The following is a 15,848-nucleotide window of genomic DNA, read 5'->3' as shown; positions in this document are numbered from 1 at the left end:
TTACCCGCCGTATGCGGCACCGCCGCCGTAGAGGTTGAAATTCGCGTCCCGATTCGCCTGGCGCCGCGCCGCTTCCTCCCGGCGGTTCTTCACGAACCCGCCGATGGTCGCGAACTGGTCGCCCAGCTGCTCGCCGAAGGCCTGAGACCTCGCGTTCTCGAAGTTGGAGCGCAGACCGGCCGCAGCCTGCGACGCAGCTGTGGTTGCGTCCAAGCCAGACGTCGCCAGCTGGATGAGGCGCGCACGGGAATCCTGATCGGCAGCTTCGAGCTGCGCGCCGGCGCCCTGCGCCCTGCCCTCCACGTTGATCAGGCCCCGGTTGTATTCGTCGGTGAGCCTGCGGTTCTGGTCGACGTTGACACTGCCGCCGGACAGACCACCGCGCGCCAGCGAGAACTTCAGTTCGCGCGCCGCGTCGGTGTTCTGCCGGTTGAGGTCTTCCATCAGCTTCGAACGGGTTGCCGATACAAAATCGGCGATGTCCTTGGCCCGACGCGGGTTGTCGAACACCTGGTTGATGCGGCCCTGAGCCTCGCGGATCCGCTCCTGGCGCTCCATCTCCATGCGCGCGGCCACGTCGGCAGCGGACTCGCCCTGCTTGGCCGTCTTGGTCAGGCCCAGCGGGTCCAGAATCTTGCTGGCGCCCGACTTCTGGATCAGGCCCGTCGGGTCTGCCCAATTGCCCTTGCCGATATTGCCGCCGCCGGCCATCAGCCTGCCTCCTTGACACGTGCGAACAGGACCGCGTCGTCGCCATTGGCGCAGTAGCGGCTCAGGGTGGCTTCACGGTGGTAGCCCAGCGAACGCTCGTACCACTCGAACGTCTTGTCGCGGCCGGCCTGGCCGTAGAGCTGCAGGCGGTGCACGTTCGGCTCGGCGAGCATCCTGTCGTTGAGCCTGCGCGTGATCTTGGTGATGGCGCGCCAGTGTTTCTCCCAGCCGGCCATCGTGCCCAGCTGCCAGCCCTCCCACACCCCCGGGCGGACCTGCCAGAACCCGCCGGCAACCACAGGCACGCCGTCGGCCAGCAGGACGAACTTCGGGCCGGGCACGGCCGCCATCTTCAGGATCGCCTGCTGAGGGTCGTACTCGGCCGCGCCGGTCATCGCCAGGTCCTGCGCGATCTCGTCCGGGCGCATGTTGCGCGCCAGGTAGGCCAGATCCTCAATCAGGACGTCGCTGGAGGCGGTGACAGTCATGGCCCGTTGCCCAGGTCGAAGAAGCTCAGCGACGCCTGCGTCAGCGCCCACTTCTTGCCCGGCGCGAAGTCGACGCGCAGGCTGAAGGTCGGCGCCGACATCGGGAACGGGATCACCCCGCCCGGCAGCGTGTCGGGGTCGACCGTGTACGGGTCGGTGAACGCGGCAAGGTTCCGCTGGTCGTAGCCGATGCTGATGCTGGGCGTGCCCTGGCTCACGATGTCGAAACCCTCCATCATCTTGGTGACGCTCGGCGTCCCGAAGTCCAGCCACGGCCACCAGACCGTGCCACCGAACGGGATCGTCTGGCCGCCAACGTCGTCGCCCAAGGCAAAGTCGCTGACCGCGCTGATTTCATCCCCGTGTCGAATGTAGAGATCGTTGCCGAGCTGGCTGAAGGCATCAACGGCGAACGGGAACAAATAGCGGCTCCAGGCTCCCTGCTTTCCGGTTCCCCTCATCGTGTAAACGAAGACCGTACTGGTGTGCCTATACACCTTGATCTCGGGCGAGTACTGCACCCGGCCTACCCAGTTTCGGCACTGGATGTAGCAGGACTGGTCATCGAACAGCACGCGCGTCGACTCATTGCCGCTCATGGCTGCATTTAGGATCTTGGAGCCCTGCAGCGACCAATCTTCTACCCGTGCGAACTGGCATCCTGCCGAGCTTGTGGAGGACCCACCGTATACGGCGCAGATGATTCCCCTGTCGACGCCGAAGCCCCTGAACCCATCCAGAGACAGGCCAAAAGGCCGATCATCCAGCAGCTCCAACGCTTCGTTGAACGTCTTAAAGCGACTGTCTTGCGTGACGACGTGGATCTCGCCAGAGCGAGCGCGCGTCATCCAGAAGTAAGGCGTGGTGGCAGAACCCACTGGCGTATAGGAAGCGCTATTCGCTATGCCAGCCCCACCCGCCCCGATCGGGAAACGGTAGATAGCGTTGAATGCCTGGGAGGTGCGCCGAACGCCGATGTATACCGAATCATCGGAGAACCAAACCAATCCGCCGAATTCCGGCGCATAGCCCTGCTCGTTGTACCACCATGTCGGAACAAGCCCGGTTGGCTGGAAGTAGCCCTTGTAGGTTCCACCGGCCAGCTGCTTGCAATATCCAAAATTGTCATCGGCGCTGATCGCCGCGAGATCTTCACGCATGCCGCGAAGGAACAAACGAGAGTCGCCCGTCGACGTTCCTCCCCAGATCGACTGTTGAAAGTCTTCCTTGGGCGAAAGAACGCTGTTGTACTTCCGGTGGCCAAAAATTCCACCGCTGTCGAGTCCATCTGGCGCGGAGGCGGCACCTATGCCTCCATCCGCGAGTGGGAAGATGTACGCCGACTGATACGCGTCGGGGATGGTGATCGTGTGGCTGACCTCGGCCCCGATCACGGCCGGGATCACGCCTGTCTGCTCCGGAGCCGGGACTTCCGAGGCCGACAGCCAGTATTGCCCGGCGCTCGGGTAGTACGTCCCGAGCATCTTCCCATTGTTGGCGTCACTCTCCTGCATCGCCTCTTGGACCAGCACGTCAATCGGCGCGCCGACGTCTCCAGCCGACAGGTTCTCGGCCGCGTTCGCGATACCAACCGTCCGCACGCCAAGCGTTGCAAGGTAGAACAGGTCATTCGCCACAGGAACGGCAGCTTTCGGCCACACAGAGCCGACGCCGTCCATCTGGTCCAGGATGTCCATGGAGGCCGGATCCGGGTCCACCTGCCAGTTCTGGAAGCTGCTGGCGTTGAGCGCAACCAGATTGGCGCGGTACTGCTGCAGCACCGCCATGTTGTTCGCGTTGGCCTGCTGCAGGCCGGTCGGCAGGTAGCCGGCGTCGTCAGCCGTGGACCAGTCCAGCGGATTGGCCGTAGCGCTGTAGCGCACGATGTCCTTGTCTGCCGCGAACACCTTGCTGGCGACGATAGCCACCACCTTCGATTGGGGGCATTTTTCGTCTTCAACCCTGCGTGAGATTGCTCGCCAGTTGATCGTTCCGTCACGGACCATCGCGCCAATATCGACTGGCCACACTGGCTCGGTGGCACCGCTCACGTAACGCGGTGAGGCCGTCCACACCACACGGCTGGTGGTCACCGCCTCCCAGATCACCTCGTTGTCGATGACCTGCTGGCCGAGGATGCCCGGCCAGGCCGGCTCGCTGCTGCCCGATGTGCCCGACTCGGTCTGGACTGCTTTGTAGACCAGCCCTTCGGGCAGGCCTGCGGTTGCGCCGCTCACAACGAGGTTGTCGCCGAAGATCTCGTGGTTGTGGTCGGCCACCGAGGTCAGGTGGATTGCGGCACGGGCATAGGCCGCCGAGGCCGGTGCCGTCGCGGTGACCGTGGACTGGTGCCATGCGCCGCCAGAACCACTGTCGACCACGTTGCCCTTGTCCGTCTGCAGCAACGTGTTTAGCGAGTCATACCAGCGAATCTCGGTCCAGCCTGCCGTGGCGCCGGCGACCGACGCCCCCTGCTGGATCATCGAGTTTGCAGTCAGCTGCCCGCCGACTGGCACGACGAGCTGCGCGTTGTTCAGGGCGACACCGTCTGGCTTGTTGCCAGGCAGCTGGACGCAATTCGGGCTGCCGTAACCGTGCGACGTCGAGAGCGAAGCGTCGCCGGAGAACGTCCAGCCTGTGGTCCCTTGCTCGAAGTAACCGTTGATGACCTGCGGGTTGTTCGGTGCCGGCTGGGTGATGGGCTGGACCAGATCCCCGGGCAGATACAGGGTGCCGGGCTGCCAGAAGGGAGCGGCCATTACTGCGCCTCCTGATTGGCGTAGCGCCAAGGGCTGTTACCGCCGCTGCTGCCATAGCGGTCCGTCACATCCGGCGGGAGCTGGTTGCCGGACTGTTCACCGGGGATCGGCGTCGGGTTGGCCACATCGCTGTCTTCGAACACGGTTGCGCCCGGCGATGCCGGCCAGGACGGCTCGGTGGCGCCAGAACGGGGTGCCGGCCCGAACGCGTCGGTGACCGTGTAGGAATAGCCGTTGTCGACGGTGGGAACGACCTTGTCTCCCAGCGCGCGCGCGACGTTGCGCACCCACACCTGGAACTGCTCGGTGCCGCTGTCGAGCTGGTAGGCGATGCCGTTGGGCGATGCGGGCGTCACCAACGACCCTGGCAGGTAGATTTTCGCCGGCTCCCACGTTGTGCCGCGCTGCAGCCAGTAGTGGAAGACGTCGCCATTGACGAACTCGGGCACCACATACAGGTAGCCGAGGAACGGGCCGGCGAAGTGGATTTCCTTGATCGGCAGGTCTGGGGTGTTCGGGTGCTTCAGCACCTCACACTCGACCACCGGTGTGCTGGCTGCGATGGTCTGCGGCTCATGGCTGAAGACGATCAGCTTACCGTCGTAGGCGCACAGGCCCTTCGTCGCCCCGGTGGGGAGCGTGTTCTTGTTCTTGGTGCCCGGCCGCGACCGCGGCACGCCGTCCTGATCGACGTAGCCGTTGACCAGGTCGTACAGGGTGTTCGGGTCTGCCCCGCCCTTCGTCCGGAGCCGGTTGATGCCGCCCTTGGAGGCGTTGAGGGTGACAATGCGGCCGGTCACGGGAACGGTACCTCCGGGCGAGGCGGCACATAGACGCCCTCACCCGCCGGCGGCCCGGGGATGTACCGCGCCGTGGCGTGGGTGCCTGCAACCAGATTGGTGATCATCACCTCCAGCTGCTGGATGTAGGCCTGAGCGTCCGCCTGCCGGTAGTGCGCCTTGCCGTTGGCCAGCGCCAGCAGGAACACGATCTCGCTGTCGATCGTGGTCCGATCCGTGTCCTCGGTGAACCGGTTGAGGTCGAACTTGCCCTTGATGACCAGATTGCCCAGCGTCTCGTCGGGCGCCGGCCAGATCTCGATGCAGTTGCGGAACTCGTAGCGCTGCGGCAAGCCGGTCAGCTCACTGGTCGTGTAGCTGCGCGGGTTGATGCCCTGGTGCATCTCGGACCAGACGCCATCACGCTCACGGCCGACCCAGGTCACCTTGCGCGGGTCCAGCGTCGCCGGGCAGGACTGCGGGGCATTCTTCTCGTCGTTGTCCGGGTAGTCGTACAGCCGCTGGCCGGCCACCAGCGGCCAGGAGAACCAACGCTCGTTGCGGAACTCACCGGTGGGGCGCCGGAACAGCGCCACCTGCGCGCTCTGCAGGAAGTCGTTGAGCAGCTCCTTCATGCCCGGCGGCGGGTTGTTCGCCTGCGCGGCAAAGCCCAGCCGGATCATCAGCCGCTTGCGCAGTTCTGCCAGCGTGGCGTTCCCGTCGGTGCTGGAGCAGGCGCATTGGATGCCGTCGGTGATGCTCATGGGAGCCCTCTTGTGGAGACGGGCCGGGTTTCCCCAGCCCGTCGGGTTACCGCGTGGTGCTGGCGATCAGCCGCCCAGAGTGCCGGCGCCGGCCTGCGCGGCGTCGTACAGCGCCTGCAGCTCGGCCTTCGGCGCGTTGCCCTTGTGGTCGATGCCCAGGCGGGTCAGCTCTTCGCGCAGCTCGGCATGGGTCAGCTCGGGCTGGTCGTCGCCATCGTCTTCCGGCGCGAGACGGCTCAGGCTGGCGGCAGCGGTCGGGCGCGGCGGCAGCCGGCTTTCGATCACAGCCTCGGACTGCTTGCTGAAAGTGTCCTTGCCGACATCCATACCCAGCTCGGAAGCGACGTCGCGGGCGCCGCGCGGGAACACCTGGTCCACCACCGGCCGGTACTTGTCGGTGTACTTGGTGTAGATGCGCTGCAATTCCTGCGTGGCGTTGTTCGGAAGCTCGAATGCGAAGTAGTCCGGGTCGGTCACGACCACGTTGTCCTCGCCGTGGATCAGCTCCAGGATCGGCAGCTCATGCTTCGGGAACGAGTCGGAGATCGTGACGTACTCGCTGCGCTGGATCGTCGCCTGCACTACCGGGACGATGATGGTTTCCTTGCTCATGTTCCCTCCTCGGGAATGGGTGAGCGGCCCCGTGTAGAGGCCGCGGAAGGTCAGCCAGCCGCCATGTAGACGGTGCCGGCAGCGGACAACTTGATCCACTGCGGCAGGTTCTGGACCTCGGTCTGCCCGTTCGCAGCCAGGGTTGCCAGCGTGGTGTACGTGCCGGTCTCGGTGTCCGAGCCCTGCAGCGTTGCGGCGGTGTCGGCGAAGTTGGAGAAGGTGGCGCTGCCGCCGCGCAGGAACGGGCTGTTGCCGGTCTTGAACGCGGTGTTGGTGATCGGGGTGGACTTCATGGGGATGGCTCCTGTAGCCGGATGGGGTTCCCATGAGCGCCCGGCCGGAGCCGGGACACTCGGATCAGGCCATGCCCGATCAGGCGATGGACAGCACGGCGTGGACGTTGCGCTTCTTGGCCGTCATGCCGTACTTGTTGGTCTGCGCGTAGTAGGTCACGTAGCGGTCCGGCAGCTTTTCCGGCTTGCGCTTCTTCATCCAGTGGCCCTTCAGCGGGCGGAACTTGATGAAGTTGCGGTTCAGCAGGTAGCAGCGCTTGGTCCACGGGTAGGTGATCGCGCCCAGGCGAGCGTCCAGCAGTTCGAAGGTCGGATCCCAGATCAGCTCGATGCCCTTGTAGAACACGCGGGTGATCGACGGATCCATGCCGGTGCCGCCCTGCTGGTTGACGATGATCTGCCGGTCAACCTTGGTGGTGGTCTCAGCCTTGTAGGCGTTGAGGAACGCCTGGCCGCAGCGGATGTCGGTCGGCATGGCGCCGCCGTAGCGGATGCACGCGTCCCACATGGCGTCCAGCGCTGCGACGATGCCGCCCGAGGCGATAGCCATGCTGGCGTTGTTGCGCCAGTAGGTGCTGGTGCTGGCATTGATGCCGCCGACGATGTCGCCGGTGCCCGGGGTGGTCGAGACGATGTGGTCCAGGCCCGGAACGGCCTTGGCCGACTGCGAACCGTTCTGCAGGGTTTCCAGCGCCAGGCCTTCCTGCAGGCCATTCTTCATGGCGGTCCAGCTCGACTGCAGCAGGTTGACCAGCTGCTCCTTCTCCGACGAGGAGGGAACGCCGGCGCCGGAGTCATCGATGGTGATGCCGGCCGCGATCAGGCGGTCTTCATCGAACCAGAAGCCCTCGTGGTTGCTGTAGTACTGGAACTTGGCGAAGCGGTTCGGGTCACGCTCGTTGTAGGTGACCTGGTCGGCGCCGCTGTAGTTCTGGTAGTTGCTGTCGTTCGAGATGAACAGCTTCTCGTTGTAGATGCCGTTACCGAAGTACGACACCTCCTTATTGCTGACCAGCAGGTCCAGGGTGGTGTGGGCGATGTTGATCTGGTCGATCGGATCGTTGGTCGCGTAGGACTCGAGCGAGTAGTTCGCGCCCTGCGCAATCTGCGCGGTGGTGAACGGCATGAGGGTGTCCTCGAAGGGGAATGGGTGTCTTGCTTCCATCCACGTCCGAGGGGGGCGAGGCCTCTCACTGCCCTACCGGGCGCGACTCCGGCGTACTGCTGCGTGGCGCGGTTGTCAGCCGCAGGGCCAGATTGCCCTTGTTGCGAGATGCGTCAACGGACACAAGAAACCCCGCCGGAGCGGGGTCTTGTCAGGACAGAGCTTGGCTCTGCTCAGCGGTTGGTGGCCTGCTGGATACCGTACTCCAGCGCGTCCATCGGGCTGGCGAAGGTGGTCGGGTCCATCGCCGGACGCGGGCCGCTCGGGCGCACCGGACCCGGGCGCGGCTGGACCGGCGCGGCGGGCGCGGCAACGGCCGGCGCTGCCGCCTCCGGCGTCTGGATGCGCGCATAGGCCAGCGCCGTTCGCTGTGCCCATTCGCTGGGGTGGTACTGCTCGCGGATCTGGCGAACGGCCTCGTTCAGCTGCGGGCGCTTTGCCGCATAGCTGGGGTCTTCCTGCGCCATCTCGGCGTCGAACTGCTGCAGCCACTGGATGCCCCGCTGTTCGGCCTGCTCCGCCGCCTGCTGGCTCTCGGTGCGCTGTCGCTCGACGTTGCCCGTGTAGGCTGCACGGTCCCGCTGGCCGGCAATCTCGACGGCACGGGCGCGCGGCAGGTCGCCGGCCTCGACTTCGGCACGAAGGTCCTGGTGGTTGGCCAGCGGGTCGTGGATGCCGGGCGCCTCCTTGCCCAGCATCTTGGCGAGCGCGGCATACTCCTTGCCCATGACCTCGTAGGCCTTCTCGGCTGCGACCAGATCGCCCTGCTGCGCCTTGCCGATCAGGCCCAGGTAGTCGAGCGCCATGCCGTACTGCTCGGGGCTGGCGCCAGTCTCCACGACCATCTGCACCATGTCTTCGCCGACCTTCGAGCGCTGGACCAGCTCCGGCAGGCGGGCCACGTCCTCGATGCCCGCAGCCTTCATGGCCTCGCGCAGCGGCGCCAGCTCCTTGATCTCGGCGGCCATGCCGCGGAACCGTTCGGCCGACTTCTCCTTCAGGCCCAGCGACGCGATCTCCGCCTCGGTGTCGGCGTCGGGCTGCGGCTCATCCTCATCGGCAGCGGCCGGCTGGTCATCCGCCGGGGGAGCGCCTTCCTGCGGCTGTGCCGGAGGATGGCCGTCAGCGGGCGGAGCAGCGTTCGGGTCGTCTGCCGCGGGCGCATCCGCATCGGCGACCGGGGCGGCATCCGACGGTACTGCATCAGCGGCAGGCGCAGCCTCAGCATCGGCAGCGGCAATGCCGGCGTCCAGTGCTGCCATGACGTCGGCGGCCTGGTCGGTCGGGGTGGTGTCCGGCGCAGCGGCCGGGGTGTCTGCGTCGACGTTCATCACTTGCTCCAGGTTGCGAATACCCGCCAGATGGCGAGCGTCAGTGGGTGGTGACGCGGGGTGCTACCCATCACAGGGCAAGCCGCTGTTCGATGGAGTGCAGGTCGCGGTGCGCCTGGTAGATGCGCAGGCCCTGTCGGTGCGCTTCCTGCGCCAAGGGGCTGCGAACCGGCTGGGGCGTTGCACTGCATGCCTCGGACTTCGGATCGGCCAGTTCCGGGCGCAGAACTGGTGACAGTCGGCTGGCGAGCTGACCGATGGCGTATTCCAGCTGCGCGATCTGGCTCTCGGTAATGCGCAGGCGATCACGCAATCCTTCGGCTTCGAACTCTTCTGCCGGGGAACAAGCGGAATTGATGCTCTCGTTCATTTGTTGCTCCTATCAGGCTGCTGCGAGGGGAACGCCGGCCGGTGAGCCACCGGGAGGCGCGGGCGGTACCGGCGGCTGCTGGCCGGCGTTTCCACCCTGCGGAGGCGGCGCGCTGCCGGGCACGGCCTGTGCGGGCAGCGCCGGCTGCGTGCCGTCGTTCTGGGGAATGAGCTGGTCGATGTCGAAGCGCTCACCGCTGCGCTCGGCGGTCAGGCGCATCAGCTGCTCCAGCGCGTCGGCGATCGCGTCGGGCGACGCGCCGCGCAGCTGGCCGATCTGGGTAATGCCGGTCTGCAGCAGCGGTAGCAGGTTGGCCCACGACTGGCGCTCCATCGCGGTGTTCGGCTTACCCGACGAACCGGCGCGAATCTCGATGCGCACGAACTCGGCCAGGTCATCCGGCCCCATGTAGGGCGGCCAGAATGCGGTCGGACCAGCGATAAAGCGCACGTCCTCGTCGGTCAGGTAGACGCGGGCGATCTGGCAGGTGTATTCGGCCAGCTCGCTCAGGACCGATTCCATGTTGTCGCGGCGGCTGCTGCTGCGCGCTTGGAAACCCTGCTGCTGGATGTCCGCCTCGGTGGCGGTCTTGGCCGTGTTGATGGAGCCCGTCAGCGCCTCCTGCACGCCCCAGATGCGCTCCAGCTCGGCCAGGATGCGCGTGCGGTCGTAAACCGCCGGGTCCATCGGCGGGTAGGTGATCGGGACCAACAGCGTGCGCAGGTCTGCGCTCGGCTGGGTCACGTTGAGGGGGACCATCTCGCCGGTGTCAGCCTTGGCGAGCTTCGTCGCCTCTTCCGCCTCCATCGCGCCTGCGTGGAACGCCGTCTTGGGCTTGATGCGGCGGCGGTGTTCAGTCTCGGCCGAGCCGATGCGGTTGTACTCGTCCATGAGCTTGGTCGAACGGCTGACCAGGCTCTGCGGGTGGCGCTGGCCGTCCACTTCGGACGTGCAGATCACGAAATACGGGTAAAACCGGGTCGTGGCTGGCGGGTTGAAGGCGGGCTTGACCCAGAACGGAACGCCGGTGATCGCGGTCAGGACGGTGTTGCTCTCCGCGTCCCAGATCTCGATGCGGCGCACGTAGCACCCATTGGCGCCGCCGTCGGTGTTCGTGGTGTAGGCATCGGCCTCCTCAGCCGTGGCCGCGTTTCCGGTCAAGCCGACGCTCTCGTTCTTGCCCATGCACGGCTTGCGCGGTGCGTAGCGCACGGCCTTGCGCAGGATGTTCTCGGCGTTGCCGTCCTTGTCGAACTGCGCCAGGTACGGACCATGCTCGGCCAGCGCGTCCTCGTAGGACGGATAGGAGATCTCGGCGTTCCAGGGCGCATCGACGTGGTTGGCGATGGTGAAGCCCGGTGCCACCTGGAAGTTCTCGCCGGCCACGTTGTCGATCGCGTAGCCGCGGGCGACCACGCGCTCGGCCCCGTTCTGGATGGCGGCCAGCTGTCGCTCCAGGTCGGCGATCTTGGCCTCCTCGTTGTTCCCGAACACGCCCTTGACCGTGTCCCACGCACGGGCGCCATAGCCGGCGGTGCCGTCTTCCAGCTCCTTCTGCAGCGCCTTGGCCCGGGCGATGTTCTGCTGCAGGTCGTTGATCGCGGTCTGCGTCTCGGGCGAGATCTCGGTGCGCTCCTGCCACGTCGCCTTCAGCACCCCGGGGCCGATGGTGAGCGACGAGCGGACCCACGGACGGCCGCGGCGCTTCAGCTGCGCGTCCTTCCACATCTGGGTGCCGACGGCCTCCAGCGTCTCGGCGAACTGCTTCATCTCCCGCGAGCGCTTGGCGTACTGCTTGCGCAGCTTCAGGACCTCGTCGGCCACCAGCTTCTCCACTACGCCGGTGGCCAGGTAGCTCTCCTGCGCCTGCTGGCCCTGCTCGAAGGCCTGTTCCGGTGGCACACCCATGGCCGTTTGCTGCACGGCAATCTGCCGGCCGACCTCCATCGCGTCCTGCTCGGCCTGCTGCTGGATACCGGCCATCACCTGCTCGTCGGACTCGATGATGTCCCGCAGCTGCTCAGGCGTCGGCATGCGGTGCGCCGGGCCGGGAGAAACGTCGAAGTCCGGGTTGCGGGCGTAAAGGAACGCCTCCTGGATGTCGATGTAGGTGCCGATCAGGTTGGCGTCGACCAGGAAGCCGGAATCGCCGCGCGCCTGGCGCCGGTCCTTCACGTACTGCTGGCGGGCGTCTTTGTCGAACTCGCGGGCCTCCTCGAAGCGGGCCATCCAGCGCTTCACGTCGGCCTGCATGCGGCTGATCTGCTTGGCGCGCGCCGGATCGGGATCAGCGGCGGCCGCGATCCCGGTTTCGAGTGCTGCGATGGGTTGGTCTGCCATGGTCGGGCCGGTGTGCGAACTGGCCCCAAGGTGCCCGAGCTGCCAGAGGCATCAACGGTAGTAGCGCGCCGTCTTCTCGTCCTCGTCGCGGTCGGCGGCGTCGCGCTGCTTGAACCACGGGTCTGTGAACGGTGCAGGCGGAGCCGGCTTGGCCTCGGGCGGGAGGCTGCCATCGGCCATCAGATCGATTCCACGGCCGAACAGGCTGCACACGTCCACCATGTCGTCGCGGCGCCCGTCCTCACCGGTGAAGGCGCACAGCTGGTCGATCAGCCGGTCGCCCCATTCGGTGTTCGGGATGTGCACCGACCCGGTGGCAGCGCGGGCAGCGAAGCCCAGAGCGCGGTCGGCCTTGCTGCCGGCGCTCGCCAGCGGCACCCGGTGAACGAACGTCTGCGTGGCCTTGGCCGCGCGGCGGATGGCGCCATCAGTGGTGCGCAGGATGACGCCCATCTCCTCGAACGCCATCACCGGCTTGTTGCGCCTGCCCATCTGCATCAGGGCGGCGATCCACACCGACGGGTCTTCCTGGCCGCTCCACCAGTCCACGAACCACATGTCGCCCACGTGGTCGAGGCCGGCACAACCATGCTCGGTCCAGTCGGGGTCAGCCTCGGGGTCGTCCGGGTCCGGCGCGCCGGCGTAGTCGCTGGCCAGGTACTTGCGCAGTCCCTTCGGCTCGTCGCCCAGGTTGAAGCGCTTGAACCAGTGACGCTTGAACAGGATGCCGGCCTTAGCCCGGGGTTGGCCACCGAAGATGTGGTCGTGAAGGTCCTGCGACACGGCCAGCGTCTTCAGCCGCTCCGTCTCCATCGCCGGGTTCCACCACGGGTTATCCAGCCAGTTGATCTGGATGACGATCGCGTCCGGGTCGTTGCCCAGCACCCAGCGCTTGTAGGCGTAGTCGTCCTGCTGGTCAGGGTTGAAGGTCACCCAGATCTCGGCGCCGGTCGTGCGGACGATGGTCGGGATCAGCTTGTTCCAGCTGTTGGCCGAGACGTTGGACGCCTCCTCCACCCACACGATCGTCGCGCCCTCGAACGACTTGATGCTGTCGGCGGTGTGGTCCTGCAGGCCCGTGAAGCTGAACGTGGAACCGGTCAGGATGCAGGTGATCTGGTCCTCGCCCTGCTTGTTGATCTTGAAGTAGGCCGACAGGCCCATCCGGTTGATGTAGTCCTCGATGACCCGCTTGGAGGACTGGGCGATCGACTTCTGGATCTCGCGCACGCACAGGATGCGGTGCTTAGCCTGCATCGACAGCATCACCAGGATCTGCGCCACGGTGTGCGACTTAGCCGAGCCACGGCCGCCGTACAGCACCTTGAACTGCTTCGGCTTCAGCACCGGCAGCAGCTTGGCCGGGATGTGCACCGGAGTGTGCCGTGCCAGCGGGTTCGGCTGGGCCGACACGGTCACTCGCCCTGCTTGGCCGGGGTAACGCCCATCACGTAGAACGGCGGCGGGGCCGGCAGCTTCTCGCCATCAGCATCGGCCAGCTGCATTTTCTCCCCGTAGCGCTTCGGGTCCCACTTGGCCAGCAGCTTCAATCGCGTCTCGATGCGCAGCTTGGAGCGTTGGATATGGTCGTGGTCGGGGACGATGCGCCCGTCCGTGGTCTGCGTGTAGTCGCGGCTGCCATCATCAGCGATCTCCAGGCAGTCGGCGGCGATCGCATCGAAGCCTTCCTCGCGCGCGCGCGCGATGGCTGCGGATACGAGGCGGCCCCTCTCGCTGTCCTCGTCCATCCAGTCCTTCACGGTCCGGTAGGCAGGCATGCCGTCCTGTCGGCAGATCTGGGCCATCGGCACACCGGTGGCAAGCTGCTCGCAGATGGATTCGACCACGGCCTGGCTGTACTTGCTGGGGCGCCCCGGCTTGGCGGCGGCAGACTTCGGCTTGGCCTTCGCCCGCTTCTTGGCCGTGCCGGCCTTGGGCTGCTTACCGGCCAAGGGGCATCTCCCGCCAGCCATCCCAATACCGAATGCCGCCTCCAACCCAGTCGTAGTACTTCTGACCGTTTTCGGTCGGCAAGCTCTCGTAATCGATCCCGAGATCCACAACCACGCGCTTCAGGAACCCCTTGTGGAGGAAGACGCTGTGCAGCTCACTCATGGCGCCCTCCTCGTCCGACCATGGTGCCAACCCACACGGCCAGTCCGAGCACCACCATGCCGCAAGCCATGCCTGCGGCGAACGCGAGACTGACCCAAGGCCCACAGCTATTCACCGGCCACCTCCGCCTGCAGCCGCACCTGCCCCTGCCGGGTGATGCCGAAGCGATCGTTCTGCTCCTGCGCGTAGCCGTGGCTCACCAGCGCGTCCAGCAGCGAGTCACCGCCGCAGTGGTGGTCTCGCCACTCCTGGCGGGTCAGGCTGAACTGGCCGGCCAGGTGCTGCAGGCCCTGCGTGATCGGGTCCAGGCTCACGACAGGGCCTCCTCGGTCCCACAGGGGAAAGTGGTCACGGCCCCGGCGTGGCGTCCGGTTCCGCCGCCGCAACGCGGCACCCTGCTCCCTCGGTGCTGGCTGTTACCCACCTGCCAGCTGGGGCTACCGATACCTGCCTCGGTAGAGGGCCGCATGTACGCGGTCACGCGGCGTGCCCAGACAGGTCGAACAGGTCGAGCTGCACGGGCAACGGCCGCTTCCGTGGCGCCGGCGTGGCGATGCCCAGATGCTCCAGCATGTCCTCCAGCACGTTCGCGAAGGCCTCGGCGGTCACACGGGGGAAGCTGTACTTGCCCACCAACCACGGCCAGTACGGAGACTTCTCGCCCTTGCGGGCCATCTCCACGGCCACCGGCTTGTCCTCGGCCAGGACGAAAGCCTGCGAGGTCTCCGGGTTGATCAGTAGGAAGCTGGCTACCGTGCATCCGCGCTGGTTCTCTGCGATTCGTGGAAGGATGGCGTTCAGGGCATCTGCCGGGTTGGTCGGGTCGACCACGCAGACCACGCGCGGCTTCCAGACCTGCCGGAACGGAACACCCTCAGTTGTACCGGTGCGGCGCGGAGCTTCAACGGATGCGGCCATGTTTCGACCTCCGGTGCGGGGTTGGGATACCTGGCTCATGGGCGTGCCTTCCTGCGGTTGATCTCGCGGCGCATCAGCTGCGCCTCGGTCTTGAACGCGCGGGCCTCGTGCAGCACCTCGCGCACGTCGTAACCCTTCCGGTGCAGGCTGAAGATCTCGTTGGCCAGCTCGTGATCGATCCTGGCGACGATCTCTAGCTCCGGCGTGGTGTACTGGCTGAAGGTCGGGGTCACGCCGCCCTCCTCGACTCGGGCGTGATGCCGGCCACGGTGACGGCGACACCCAGCGCAGCCCACGCGTGTGACTTGACGCCGTAGGTCGGCCCGGGCGCCTTCTTGGTCCCCTGCGGCCCGATCAGATCCAGCAGCGCCTTCCGGATGTTGGCGTCCTTGGCCTTGGCGTTGCCGCACAGGTGCAGCTTCACGTCGCGTCGGTAGACGAGGCGGACGGCGTCCGGGTGCCGCCACACCTGCTGGAAGCGCCCGACCCACACGCAAGTCTCGAATACCTCCCGGCCTACTGCCATGCCGTAGCTGGCGATCATCTCGATGGCCAGTTGATCCTCGCCGTAGCGGCGATAGCCAGCCACTACACCCAGCAGCTCCTGGTTAGGCATCACGCCAGATTCGAGAACACTGCCGTTCTGCAGCAAGCACCACCCGCTTTCCTCGGTGCCGGGGTCTATGGCCAGGATCCTCATGCGCGCACCCGCAGGTAGCCCTGCTGCCACAGCTGCAACATGGTCAGGTCGTGGGCCCGCTGCCAGATCTCGGCCTTCTCCTCGCGGGTGAAGCGCTTCCCCTGGTCGAGCTCGCGGTGGCAGCTCCGGCAGCCGCTCGCGAAGAAGCAGTCGTGCGCCTTGATGCTGCCGCCCTTGCCGTGTCGGGACTGGTTGCTATGGCATGGCTCGCCCGGGCCGCCCTCGCACACCCCTTCGATCTGGAGGGTGCAGTTGAGCTGGTAGGCGAGGTCCAGCAGTGCGCGGTCGCGGTAGTTCATCGGCGCACCTCCCACCGGTAGCGAGGCTTCCTCATCCTCGAAAGCTCCTCACGCGTTACGCGCTTCCCGCGGAATAAGGCCTCTCGGCCGGCGAGCATCTCCAGCTGCGCTTTGGCCAAGTCAGATTTACTTCCGAAATAGCTCGGGCGCAGACGCCACCGGGCCGTCTGACAAACCTCCCTGTCGGAACGAACAACCGCGCGA

General features: G+C 66.3%; 19 protein-coding genes. All 19 read right to left on the bottom strand.

Features of this window, described 5'->3' with window-relative positions:
• The 19 genes from VG556_RS06910 to VG556_RS06820 all read right to left on the bottom strand — a co-directional run bounded on the left by VG556_RS06910 (position 1) and on the right by VG556_RS06820 (position 15,644).
• Positions 1-711, bottom strand: coding sequence for a hypothetical protein (locus tag VG556_RS06910; RefSeq protein WP_100449765.1), 711 nt, complete (start codon positions 709-711; stop codon positions 1-3).
• Positions 711-1,199, bottom strand: coding sequence for a hypothetical protein (locus VG556_RS06905; RefSeq protein ID WP_100449764.1), 489 nt, complete (start codon positions 1,197-1,199; stop codon positions 711-713). The genes VG556_RS06910 and VG556_RS06905 overlap by 1 nt, the downstream gene beginning before the upstream one ends.
• Positions 1,196-3,958, bottom strand: coding sequence for a hypothetical protein (locus VG556_RS06900; protein ID WP_238381425.1), 2,763 nt, complete (start codon positions 3,956-3,958; stop codon positions 1,196-1,198). The genes VG556_RS06905 and VG556_RS06900 overlap by 4 nt, the downstream gene beginning before the upstream one ends.
• Positions 3,958-4,758 carry a hypothetical protein gene (locus VG556_RS06895; RefSeq protein ID WP_100449763.1) on the bottom strand — a complete coding sequence of 267 codons (801 nt, stop codon included), beginning with the start codon at positions 4,756-4,758 and terminating at the stop codon, positions 3,958-3,960. The genes VG556_RS06900 and VG556_RS06895 overlap by 1 nt, the downstream gene beginning before the upstream one ends.
• The gene (locus VG556_RS06890; RefSeq protein ID WP_100449762.1) at positions 4,755-5,501 is read right to left on the bottom strand and encodes a hypothetical protein; all 747 of its coding nucleotides are present in this window, start codon (positions 5,499-5,501) and stop codon (positions 4,755-4,757) included. Before VG556_RS06890 ends, VG556_RS06895 begins: the two co-directional genes overlap by 4 nt.
• Positions 5,502-5,567: 66 nt before the next feature.
• Positions 5,568-6,113 (bottom strand): hypothetical protein, encoded by a 546-nt coding sequence (locus tag VG556_RS06885; protein WP_100449761.1) that lies wholly within the window; start codon positions 6,111-6,113, stop codon positions 5,568-5,570.
• 50 nt (positions 6,114-6,163) lie between these two features.
• Positions 6,164-6,406 (bottom strand): hypothetical protein, encoded by a 243-nt coding sequence (locus VG556_RS06880; protein WP_100449760.1) that lies wholly within the window; start codon positions 6,404-6,406, stop codon positions 6,164-6,166.
• A 79-nt stretch (positions 6,407-6,485) separates the two neighbouring features.
• Positions 6,486-7,532 carry a phage major capsid protein gene (locus tag VG556_RS06875; RefSeq protein ID WP_100449759.1) on the bottom strand — a complete coding sequence of 349 codons (1,047 nt, stop codon included), beginning with the start codon at positions 7,530-7,532 and terminating at the stop codon, positions 6,486-6,488.
• A gap of 212 nt (positions 7,533-7,744) precedes the next feature.
• A complete protein-coding gene (locus tag VG556_RS06870) occupies positions 7,745-8,902 on the bottom strand; it encodes a hypothetical protein (RefSeq protein WP_100449758.1) in 1,158 nt (385 codons plus the stop codon).
• A 70-nt stretch (positions 8,903-8,972) separates the two neighbouring features.
• Positions 8,973-9,272, bottom strand: coding sequence for a hypothetical protein (locus VG556_RS06865; RefSeq protein WP_100449757.1), 300 nt, complete (start codon positions 9,270-9,272; stop codon positions 8,973-8,975).
• A 12-nt stretch (positions 9,273-9,284) separates the two neighbouring features.
• Positions 9,285-11,612 (bottom strand): hypothetical protein, encoded by a 2,328-nt coding sequence (locus tag VG556_RS06860; RefSeq protein ID WP_100449756.1) that lies wholly within the window; start codon positions 11,610-11,612, stop codon positions 9,285-9,287.
• A 51-nt stretch (positions 11,613-11,663) separates the two neighbouring features.
• Complete coding sequence (locus tag VG556_RS06855) at positions 11,664-13,031, bottom strand: PBSX family phage terminase large subunit (RefSeq protein ID WP_100449755.1); 1,368 nt, start codon at positions 13,029-13,031, stop codon at positions 11,664-11,666.
• The gene (locus VG556_RS06850; RefSeq protein WP_100449754.1) at positions 13,028-13,564 is read right to left on the bottom strand and encodes a hypothetical protein; all 537 of its coding nucleotides are present in this window, start codon (positions 13,562-13,564) and stop codon (positions 13,028-13,030) included. Before VG556_RS06850 ends, VG556_RS06855 begins: the two co-directional genes overlap by 4 nt.
• Complete coding sequence (locus VG556_RS06845) at positions 13,554-13,727, bottom strand: hypothetical protein (RefSeq protein ID WP_157806040.1); 174 nt, start codon at positions 13,725-13,727, stop codon at positions 13,554-13,556. Before VG556_RS06845 ends, VG556_RS06850 begins: the two co-directional genes overlap by 11 nt.
• Before the next feature lie 107 nt (positions 13,728-13,834).
• A complete protein-coding gene (locus VG556_RS06840; RefSeq protein WP_100449753.1) occupies positions 13,835-14,041 on the bottom strand; it encodes a hypothetical protein in 207 nt (68 codons plus the stop codon).
• Positions 14,042-14,204: 163 nt separating this feature from the next.
• Positions 14,205-14,645, bottom strand: a complete 441-nt coding sequence (locus tag VG556_RS06835; protein WP_100449752.1) for a hypothetical protein — start codon at positions 14,643-14,645, stop codon at positions 14,205-14,207.
• Between the two features lie 35 nt (positions 14,646-14,680).
• Complete coding sequence (locus tag VG556_RS06830) at positions 14,681-14,878, bottom strand: hypothetical protein (RefSeq protein WP_100449751.1); 198 nt, start codon at positions 14,876-14,878, stop codon at positions 14,681-14,683.
• On the bottom strand, positions 14,875-15,345 hold the full coding sequence (locus VG556_RS06825; RefSeq protein ID WP_100449750.1) for a hypothetical protein: 471 nt from the start codon (positions 15,343-15,345) through the stop codon (positions 14,875-14,877). The genes VG556_RS06830 and VG556_RS06825 overlap by 4 nt, the downstream gene beginning before the upstream one ends.
• Positions 15,342-15,644: a nuclease domain-containing protein gene (locus VG556_RS06820; RefSeq protein WP_100449749.1), complete on the bottom strand. Its 303-nt coding sequence runs from the start codon at positions 15,642-15,644 to the stop codon at positions 15,342-15,344. The genes VG556_RS06825 and VG556_RS06820 overlap by 4 nt, the downstream gene beginning before the upstream one ends.
• Positions 15,645-15,848: the final 204 nt, after the last annotated feature.

The sequence above is a fragment of the Stenotrophomonas sp. CASM106 genome (genome assembly GCF_049384825.1).
GTDB lineage: Bacteria > Pseudomonadota > Gammaproteobacteria > Xanthomonadales > Xanthomonadaceae > Stenotrophomonas > Stenotrophomonas muris.
Note: the sequence above shows the minus strand (reverse complement) of the source record. Positions and strands in the feature narration are given on the sequence as shown.